The organism is Solirubrobacter deserti (assembly GCF_027587175.1).
Lineage (GTDB): Bacteria > Actinomycetota > Thermoleophilia > Solirubrobacterales > Solirubrobacteraceae > Solirubrobacter > Solirubrobacter deserti.
The window spans coordinates 92,712-101,048 of the sequence record NZ_JAPCID010000028.1 but is presented as its reverse complement, the minus strand read 5'-3'; the positions used below and the strand labels follow the sequence as shown (position 1 = coordinate 101,048).

General features: G+C 68.2%; 10 protein-coding genes. All 10 read right to left on the bottom strand.

Annotation, left to right across the window (positions count from 1 at the left end; all coding sequences use genetic code 11):
• A partial coding sequence (rpsC, locus tag OJ962_RS19550) for a 30S ribosomal protein S3 (protein ID WP_270006545.1) occupies window positions 1–853 on the bottom strand: 853 nt, incomplete at its 3' end.
• A gap of 6 nt (window positions 854–859) precedes the next feature.
• Complete coding sequence (rplV, locus tag OJ962_RS34485) at window positions 860–1,621, bottom strand: 50S ribosomal protein L22 (protein ID WP_202955652.1); 762 nt, start codon at window positions 1,619–1,621, stop codon at window positions 860–862.
• Entirely contained in the window at window positions 1,618–1,890 is a 273-nt protein-coding gene (gene rpsS, locus OJ962_RS19540) for a 30S ribosomal protein S19 (protein ID WP_202955651.1), read from the bottom strand. Before rpsS ends, rplV begins: the two co-directional genes overlap by 4 nt.
• On the bottom strand, window positions 1,887–2,735 hold the full coding sequence (rplB, locus tag OJ962_RS19535) for a 50S ribosomal protein L2 (RefSeq protein WP_202955650.1): 849 nt from the start codon (window positions 2,733–2,735) through the stop codon (window positions 1,887–1,889). The genes rpsS and rplB overlap by 4 nt, the downstream gene beginning before the upstream one ends.
• Window positions 2,736–2,738: 3 nt before the next feature.
• On the bottom strand, window positions 2,739–3,035 hold the full coding sequence (gene rplW, locus OJ962_RS19530; RefSeq protein ID WP_202955649.1) for a 50S ribosomal protein L23: 297 nt from the start codon (window positions 3,033–3,035) through the stop codon (window positions 2,739–2,741).
• Complete coding sequence (rplD, locus tag OJ962_RS19525; protein ID WP_202955648.1) at window positions 3,035–3,661, bottom strand: 50S ribosomal protein L4; 627 nt, start codon at window positions 3,659–3,661, stop codon at window positions 3,035–3,037. The genes rplW and rplD overlap by 1 nt, the downstream gene beginning before the upstream one ends.
• Window positions 3,654–4,271, bottom strand: a complete 618-nt coding sequence (gene rplC, locus OJ962_RS19520; RefSeq protein ID WP_202955647.1) for a 50S ribosomal protein L3 — start codon at window positions 4,269–4,271, stop codon at window positions 3,654–3,656. Before rplC ends, rplD begins: the two co-directional genes overlap by 8 nt.
• A gap of 1 nt (window position 4,272) precedes the next feature.
• The gene (rpsJ, locus tag OJ962_RS19515) at window positions 4,273–4,593 is read right to left on the bottom strand and encodes a 30S ribosomal protein S10 (protein ID WP_037494334.1); all 321 of its coding nucleotides are present in this window, start codon (window positions 4,591–4,593) and stop codon (window positions 4,273–4,275) included.
• 156 nt (window positions 4,594–4,749) lie between these two features.
• On the bottom strand, window positions 4,750–5,937 hold the full coding sequence (tuf, locus tag OJ962_RS19510) for an elongation factor Tu (RefSeq protein WP_202955646.1): 1,188 nt from the start codon (window positions 5,935–5,937) through the stop codon (window positions 4,750–4,752).
• A 59-nt stretch (window positions 5,938–5,996) separates the two neighbouring features.
• The gene (gene fusA, locus OJ962_RS19505) at window positions 5,997–8,096 is read right to left on the bottom strand and encodes an elongation factor G (RefSeq protein ID WP_202955645.1); all 2,100 of its coding nucleotides are present in this window, start codon (window positions 8,094–8,096) and stop codon (window positions 5,997–5,999) included.
• Between the last annotated feature and the right edge of the window lie 241 nt (window positions 8,097–8,337).

The window sequence follows — 8,337 nt, the reverse complement described above, 5'->3', positions numbered from 1 at the left end:
CCCCGCCGCCACGGCCACCGCCGCCGCCGGGACCGCCGCCGCGACCGCCCGGGCCACCGCCCTGGCCGCCACGGCCACCGCGGCCACGGCCACCGCCGCCGCCCGCGCCGCGTCCGTCGCCACGCCCACGGCCGTCACGGCCGCGACCGCCACGACGATCGTCGTCGCGATCGGTCTGGCTCTGCGCCGGCTCGTCGAGCGACGTCAGGTCCTGGCCGGCGTAACCGGCGGGCATGATCTCGCCCTTGTTGATCCAGCACTTGACGCCGATGCGGCCGAACGTCGTACGGGCCTCGTAGAAGCCGTAGTCGATGTCGGCGCGCAGCGTGTGCAGCGGCACGCGGCCGTCGGAGTAGGACTCCGAGCGGGCCATTTCCGCGCCGCCCAGGCGGCCGCCGACCTGGATCTTGCAGCCCTTGGCGCCCGAGCGCATGGCGCTCGTGAGGGCGCGCTTCATCGCGCGGCGGAACGCCACGCGGTTCTGCAGCTGCTCGGCGATCGACTGCGCGACGAGCTTCGCGTCGAGCTCGGGGCGCTTGATCTCGAGGATGTTGACCTTGATCGACTTGCCGGTGATCCGGTGCAGGTCGCGCCGCAGCGCGTCCACCTCGGACCCCGACTTGCCGATCACGATGCCCGGGCGGGCCGTGTGGATGTTGACCTCCACCTCGGCCGCGTCCTTGCGGATCGTGATGTCGGAGAGGCCGGCGTGCGCGAGCTTGTTCGTGATGTGATCGCGAATCCGGACATCCTCGATCAGGAAGTCGCTGAACTGGCGCTCAGAGAACCAGTTCGACTTCCAATCGTGGATGTAGCCCACGCGCATGGCCTCGGGATGAACCTTCTGACCCATGGGGGGCTAGGACTCCTTCGGGGTGAGCGTGATGGTCAGGTGCGAGGTGCGCTTGCGGATCCGCGTGGCGCGGCCCATCGCGCGGGGGCGGTAACGCTTGAGCGTCGGCCCCTCGTCGGCGTGCACGGCGAAGATCTTCAGGTCCTCGCCGACGAGCTCGTGGTTGTGCTCCGCGTTCGCCACGGCCGACTCGAGCAGCTTGAGCCAGGGCTTGGCGGCGTCGCGCGTGGCGAAGGCCAGGATGGCCCGCGCCTCGACGACGTCCTTGCCGCGGATGTGATCGCACACGAGCCGCGCCTTGCGGGCGGACGTGCGCACGTACTTGGCCTGCGCGGAGACCTTGAGCCCGACCGGCACGGCCTTGGGCTCTTCGGCCGTCTTGCCGCCGCGACGGCCCCGGACGCGGCGCGCGGACTGCTTGGCCTCGTCGGCGGCAGCCTCGGCCTGGTCGGCAGCCTGCTCGGCCTCGCGGGCCTTGCGCGACTTCTCCCGCTTGGGCTTCTCCGAAGCGGCCTCGGCGGCGGCCTGCGCCGTGTCCGCGGCCTCTTCGGCCTCGGCGGCGGCAGCCACAGCCGTCTCGGTCCCGGCCTCGTCGGCGGCCTCTTCGGCCTCGACGGCCGCGTCGGTCGCGCGGGCGGCGGCCTCGTCGGCGCGCTCCTGCTGGTCCACCGGCTCGTCGGACGTGCCCTCGGCCTGCGGAGTCTCCTCCACGGCGTCGTCAGGCACGTTCTCTTCGACCTGGTCGTTCTTGTTCTCTTCGGGGCTCATCGCACCTTGCCCTTCGCGTCATGGCCGCGGTAGGTCCGCGTCGGCGCGAACTCGCCGAGCTTGTGACCGACCATGGACTCGGAGACGAAGACCGGCACGTGCTTGCGGCCGTCGTGGACGGCGATCGTGTGGCCGACCATCTCCGGGAAGATCGTCGAAGCACGCGACCAGGTCTTGATCATCTGACGGGAGTTCGAGTCGTTCATGGACTCGATGCGCGACATGAGTCGGTCCTCGACCCACGGCCCCTTCTTTGAGGATCGACTCATCGGCTGGACCCCTTCTTGCCACGGCGACGGCCGCGGACGATGTAACGGTCGGACGCCTTGCCCTTCTTGCGGGTGCGGTAGCCGAGCGTCGGCACGCCCCACGGCGTCTTCGGATGGTTGCCCAGCGAGCCACCGCCCTCGCCACCACCGTGCGGGTGGTCGACGGGGTTCATGGCCTTGCCGCGCGTCTGCGGCCGCACGCCGAGGTGGCGCTTGCGGCCGGCCTTGCCGATCGTGACGTTCTGGTGGTCGGAGTTGCCGACCACGCCGACCGTCGCGCGGCAAGCGGAGAGCACCTGGCGCATCTCGCCCGAGGGGAGACGCAGCGTGGCGTAGGCGCCTTCCTTGGCCATCAGCTGGACGCCGACGCCCGCGGAGCGCCCCATCTGGCCGCCACGGCCCGGCTGCAGCTCGACGTTGTGGATGAGCGTGCCGACCGGCATGGCCGACAGCGGCATCGCATTGCCGACCTGGATGTCCGCACCGGCGCCCGAGATCACGTTCATCCCGACCCGCAGGCGGTTCGGGGCGATGATGTAGGCCTTCGTGCCGTCCGTGTAATGGAGCAGCGCGATGTACGCCGAGCGGTTCGGGTCGTACTCGATCGCGGCGACCTTGGCCGGCACGCCGTCCTTGGTCCGCTTGAAGTCGATCTTGCGGTACAGACGCTTGGCGCCACCGCCACGGTGGCGCGCCGTCTTCCGACCGCGCGCGTTGCGCCCGCCGGACTTCTTGAGGCCCTCGGTGAGGGTCTTCTCCGGCTCGGTCTTCGTGACCTCCGCGAAGTCCGGGAACGTGATGAAACGTCGTCCGGGGGAGGTGGGCTTGGGCTTGCGAATCGGCATGGCTTAGAGGTCGGCTTCCAGGCCTTGGAAGATCGGGATGGACTGACCCGGCGCAACCTGGACGACGGCCTTCTTCCAGGCCCGGGTGCGACCGGCGGTGATCCCGCGGCGCTTGGGCTTGGACGGGACCTTGGACGTGCGGACCTCGACGACGTTGACGTCGAAGAGGGCCTCCACGGCCTGCTTGATCTGGGTCTTGTGCGCCTTGTCGTGCACGCGGAACGTGTACTTCTCGGCGGTCGCCAGGACGTAGCTCTTCTCGGAGACGACCGGGCGGATGATCACCTGGGAGTGGTCCATCAGGCCTTCGCCTCCTTGCGGGCGCGCGTGGTGAGCAGGTCGAGCGCGGACTGGCTGATGACCAGCGTCGCGGCGCCGACCAGGTCGGCCACGCCGACGTCGTCGACGTGCAGGACGTTCGTGCGCGCGAGGTTGCGGAAGGACTTCAGCGTCGTGACTTCGCCCTCGCCGATCACGACCAGGACCGAGCCGCCGCGGTGGGCGCTCAGCAGGTCGGCGGCCCGGGCGGTCGACGGCGCGTCGAAGCCGGCCACGTCGACGACGTGGATGGTCCCGCGCTCGGCGTGCACCGACAGCGCGCTGCGCAGCGCGGACTTGCGCGCCTTGCGGTTGACCTTGACGACGTACGAGCGGGGGCTCGGGCCGAACACGGTGCCGCCGCCGGTCCAGATCGGGGAGCGGCTGGTACCCGCACGGGCGCGGCCGGTGCCCTTCTGGCGCCACGGCTTGGCGCCGCCGCCGGAGACCATCCCGCGCGTCTTGGTCGCGTGCGTGCCCTGCCGGCGCGCGGCCAGCTCGGCGATGACGACCTCGTGCACGAGCGGGCCGTTGAACGGCTGCTCGAAGACTTCGGCGTCCAGAGCGACGGCGTTGCCGCCGCCCAGGGTGGGAGCGGAGCTAGGCATCCGTACGGACCTCCACGGTGTCGCCCTTTGAGCCGGGCACGGAGCCGCGGACGAGCATCAGGTTCTGCTCGGGCATCAGCTCGACGATCGTCAGGCCCTTCTGGGTGACGCGCTTGCCGCCCATCTGGCCCGGGCCGCGGATGCCCTTCATCACGCGCGACGGCGTGGCGGAGGCACCGATCGAGCCCGGCGCGCGCTTGTTGTGCGAGCCGTGCGACTTCGGGCCGGAGGAGAAGTTGTGGCGCTTGATCGTGCCCTGGAAGCCCTTGCCCTTGCCGGTGCCGGCGATCTTGACCTTCTGGCCGACCTCGAAGGCCTCCACGGTCACGGTGTCGCCGACGACCAGCTCGCCGGCCTCGTCGCGGAATTCCACGAGCGTGCGGACGGGAGAGGCGTTGACCTTCTTGAGGTAGCCGAGCTTCGGCTTGTTGAGCGCTTTCTCACGCACGGCGCCGAAGCCGAGCTGAACAGCTTCATAGCCGTCGGCGTCCTGGGTGCGGATAGCGGTCACGGGGCAGGGACCAGCCTCGAGCACGGTGACGCGCTCGACACGACCGTCGTCGAGGAATCGCTGGGTCATCCCGAGCTTCTTGGCGAGGATGGCGGGCATGTCAGTTGAAGGCGAGTCGGATCTCGATGTCCACGCCGGCGGGAAGATGGTCGAGGCGCTGAAGCGAGTCGACCGTCTTGGGCGTGGGCTGATGAATGTCGATCAGGCGCTTGTGCGTCCGGATCTCGAAGTGCTCCTGGGAGTCCTTGTCCTTGAAGGGGGACTTCACCACGGCGTACACGTTCTTCTCGGTCGGCAGCGGCACCGGGCCGGAGACAGTGGCGCCAGTCCGCGTCGCGGTCTCGACGATCTCCTTGGCCGCGGTCTCGATGGCCGACGAGTCGTACGCCTTGAGACGAATGCGGATCTTGTTCTGGGCTATGGCCACGTTCTGTCCGGTACTTGAAGTGAAATCTGTGCTGGCTATTTGCGCGCAATGAGGGCGGCCCCCGGGCTACGGGGCCCGCCCTCCAAGGTCGTATCGGTCGACTTCCTTGCGCAGGGCGGGCGCAGGACGCCCGCCCCGTTTACTGCCGTCTTACTGGATGATCTCCGTCACGACGCCGGAGCCCACGGTGCGGCCGCCCTCGCGGATGGCGAAGCGCAGGCCGGCGTCCATGGCGATCGGCTGGATCAGCTCGACCTCCATCGCGATGTTGTCGCCCGGCATGACCATCTCCGTGCCCGCGGGCAGGTTGGCGACGCCGGTGACGTCCGTCGTGCGGAAGTAGAACTGCGGCCGGTACCCGTTGAAGAACGGAGTGTGGCGGCCACCCTCCTCCTTCTTGAGGACGTAGACCTCAGCCTTGAACTTGGTGTGCGGGGTGATGGAGCCCGGCTTGCAGAGCACCTGCCCGCGCTCGATCTCCTCGCGCTTGATGCCGCGCAGGAGGCAGCCGACGTTGTCGCCCGCGCGACCCTCGTCGAGGATCTTGCGGAACATCTCGACGCCCGTGACGACCGTGCTGGACGTCTGGGTGTGGATGCCGACGATCTCGACCGTGTCGCCCGTGTTGACGATGCCCTGCTCGATGCGGCCGGTGGCCACCGTGCCGCGACCCGTGATCGAGAACACGTCCTCGACCGGCATCAGGAACGGCTTGTCGAGCGCGCGCTCGGGCTCCGGGATGTAGGAGTCCAGCTGGTTGCCCAGCTCGATGATCTTGTCGACGTACTCCTGGTCACCCTCGAGCGCCTTCAGCGCCGAGCCGATGACGAACGGGACGTCGTCACCCGGGAAGTCGTACTCGCTCAGCAGCTCGCGCACCTCGACCTCGACGAGCTCGAGGAGCTCCTCGTCGTCGACCATGTCGGCCTTGTTGAGGAACACGATGATGTACGGCACGCCGACCTGACGGGCGAGCAGGATGTGCTCGCGCGTCTGCGGCATCGGGCCGTCAGCCGCCGAGACCACGAGGATCGCGCCGTCCATCTGGGCGGCACCCGTGATCATGTTCTTGACGTAGTCCGCGTGACCGGGGCAGTCGACGTGCGCGTAGTGACGGGCTTCCGTCTCGTACTCGACGTGCGACGTCGCGATCGTGATGCCGCGGGCCTTTTCCTCAGGAGCGTTGTCGATCTCGTCGAAGGAACGCGCCTGACCGCCCCACTTCTCGGACAACACCTTCGTGATGGCCGCAGTCAGGGTCGTCTTGCCATGGTCGATGTGACCGATGGTGCCGACATTGACGTGCGGCTTGTCCCGCGTGAACTTCTCCTTCGCCACTTTCTAATCGCTCCTATCTCGAAACCCGTGTGGAGGCGAACCCATCCAGACTACCGCGTCTACGCGGGGACTGGCTCGCCCGTGCGACCCTCGACCACCTTCTCGGCGATGTTGGGCGGCACTTCCTCGTACTTGTCGAACTGCATGGTGTACGTCGCGCGACCCTGGGACATCGTCCGCACATCGGTGGCGTAACCGAACATCTCGCTCAGCGGCACGTGCGCCGAGACGACCTGGGCGTTGCCACGCGGCTCCATGCCATTGACGCGCCCGCGGCGACGGTTGATGTCGCCGATCACATCGCCCATGTACTCCTCGGGCGTGACCACTTCGACGGAGAAGATCGGCTCCAGCAGCGTGGGCTTGGCCCGGCGGGCCGCCTCCTTGAACGCCAGCGAGCCGGCGATCTTGAACGCGATCTCCGAGGAGTCCGTCTCGTGAAACTTGCCGTCCACGAGCGTGACCCGCACGTCCACCACCGGGTAGCCGGCGCGGACGCCGGTCTCGAGGGCCTCTTCGACGCCCTTCTCGATGGCCGGGATGAACTCGGTCGGAATCGAGCCGCCCTTGATCTTGTTGACGAAGTCGAAGCCCTCGCCCGGCGCCGGCTCGATGTTGATGTACACGATGCCGTACTGGCCCGAGCCACCGGTCTGGCGCACGTGGCGGCCTTCGACCTTCTCGGCGGTGCCGCGCACCGTCTCGCGGTAGGAGACCTGCGGGCGGCCGACGTTGGCCTCGACCTTGTACTCGCGCATCATGCGGTCGACCAGCACCTCGAGGTGCAGCTCGCCCATGCCCGAGATCTCGGTCTGACCGGTCTCCTCGTTCGTCCGGACCTGGAAGGTCGGGTCCTCCTCGGCCAGGCGGCCGAGCGCGACCGACATCTTCTCCTGGTCGGACTTCGTCTTCGGCTCGATCGCGACCGAGATGACCGGGTCGTCGAACGTCATCGCCTCGAGCTTGATCGGCTTGTCCGGCGCCGCGAGCGTGTCGCCCGTGACGACCTGCTTGATGCCGACCGCCGCGGCGATGTCGCCGGCGTAGACCTCGGACACGTCCTCACGGTCGTTGGCGTGCATCATCAGGATGCGGCCGATGCGCTCGGTGCGGCCCGAGTTGACGTTGAGCACGCGCGAGCCCGCCTCGAGCTTGCCCGAGTAGACGCGGAAGTAGGTGAGCTTGCCGACGTACGGGTCGGCCATGATCTTGAACGCCAGCGCCGAGAACGGCTCGCCGTCGTCTGCCTTGCGCTCGGCCTCGACGTCTTCGCCGCCCTTGACCGGCTCCATGCCCTTGACCGCCTCGACGTCCAGCGGGGACGGCAGATAGGCGATCACGGCGTCGAGCAGGGGCTGCACGCCCTTGTTCTTGAAGCTGGAGCCGCAGAGCACCGGGGTGATCTGCGAGGAGAGCGTCGCCTTGCGGATGGCCTCGACCAGACGCGGGGCCGGGATCTCGGCCTCTTCGAGGATCATCTCCACGAGATCGTCGTCGTAGTGCGAGACCTCCTCGAGCAGGTGCTCGCGGGCCTGCGCGGCCTCGTCGGCCAGCTCGCCCGGGATGTCCGTGACCGAGACGTCCTTGCCGAGGTCGTCGTTGTAGATGACGGCCTTCATCTCGACGAGGTCGATGATGCCCTGGAAGTCCCCCTCCGCGCCGATCGGCAGCTGGATCGGGACCGGGTGGGCACCCAGGCGGTCGATCATCGTCTGGACGCCGCGCTCGAAGTCGGCGCCGATGCGGTCCATCTTGTTGATGTAGGCGATGCGCGGGACGGCGTACTTGTCGGCCTGGCGCCAGACCGTCTCGGACTGCGGCTCTACACCCGCAACCGAGTCGAACAGCGCGACAGCACCGTCGAGCACGCGCAGCGAGCGCTCGACCTCGACCGTGAAGTCGACGTGGCCCGGCGTGTCGATGATGTTGATGCGGTGGTCAGCCCACTCGCACGTGGTCGCAGCGGACGTGATCGTGATGCCACGCTCCTGCTCCTGCTCCATCCAGTCCATGGTGGCGGCGCCCTCATGGACCTCACCCAGCTTGTGGGAACGACCGGTGTAGTAGAGGATGCGCTCGGTCGTCGTCGTCTTGCCCGCATCAATGTGGGCCATGATCCCGATGTTTCGGGTCTTTTCGAGCGTGAACTTGCGCGGCATGGAGATCTCTTCTCTGTCTACGGTCTTCCTGCGTAGGGTGCCCCGACAGCGGGCAAAGAAACGGGCCCTTCCGGGCCCGAGTCGATCACATGCTGCGAGGTGGCCCGTGTTCGCAGTGGGCTATGTCTCGCGTGACTCCATGTGAAGGACCGGGGGTTCGTCGCACAGACCAGGTGCCCGCGCAACGGCAGTCGAATATAGCAGGGGGTTGCGGGCGCGACGGGATCGGAGTTTCAGGCGC

Coding starts and splice junctions, on each gene's coding strand:
- rpsS (WP_202955651.1), bottom strand. CDS start 1,890: ATGAGTCGATCCTCAAAGAAGGGGCCGTGGGTCGAGGACCGACTCATG.
- fusA (WP_202955645.1), bottom strand. CDS start 8,096: ATGCCGCGCAAGTTCACGCTCGAAAAGACCCGAAACATCGGGATCATG.
- rplW (WP_202955649.1), bottom strand. CDS start 3,035: ATGGACCACTCCCAGGTGATCATCCGCCCGGTCGTCTCCGAGAAGAGC.
- rplC (WP_202955647.1), bottom strand. CDS start 4,271: ATGCCCGCCATCCTCGCCAAGAAGCTCGGGATGACCCAGCGATTCCTC.
- rplD (WP_202955648.1), bottom strand. CDS start 3,661: ATGCCTAGCTCCGCTCCCACCCTGGGCGGCGGCAACGCCGTCGCTCTG.
- rplV (WP_202955652.1), bottom strand. CDS start 1,621: ATGAGCCCCGAAGAGAACAAGAACGACCAGGTCGAAGAGAACGTGCCT.
- rplB (WP_202955650.1), bottom strand. CDS start 2,735: ATGCCGATTCGCAAGCCCAAGCCCACCTCCCCCGGACGACGTTTCATC.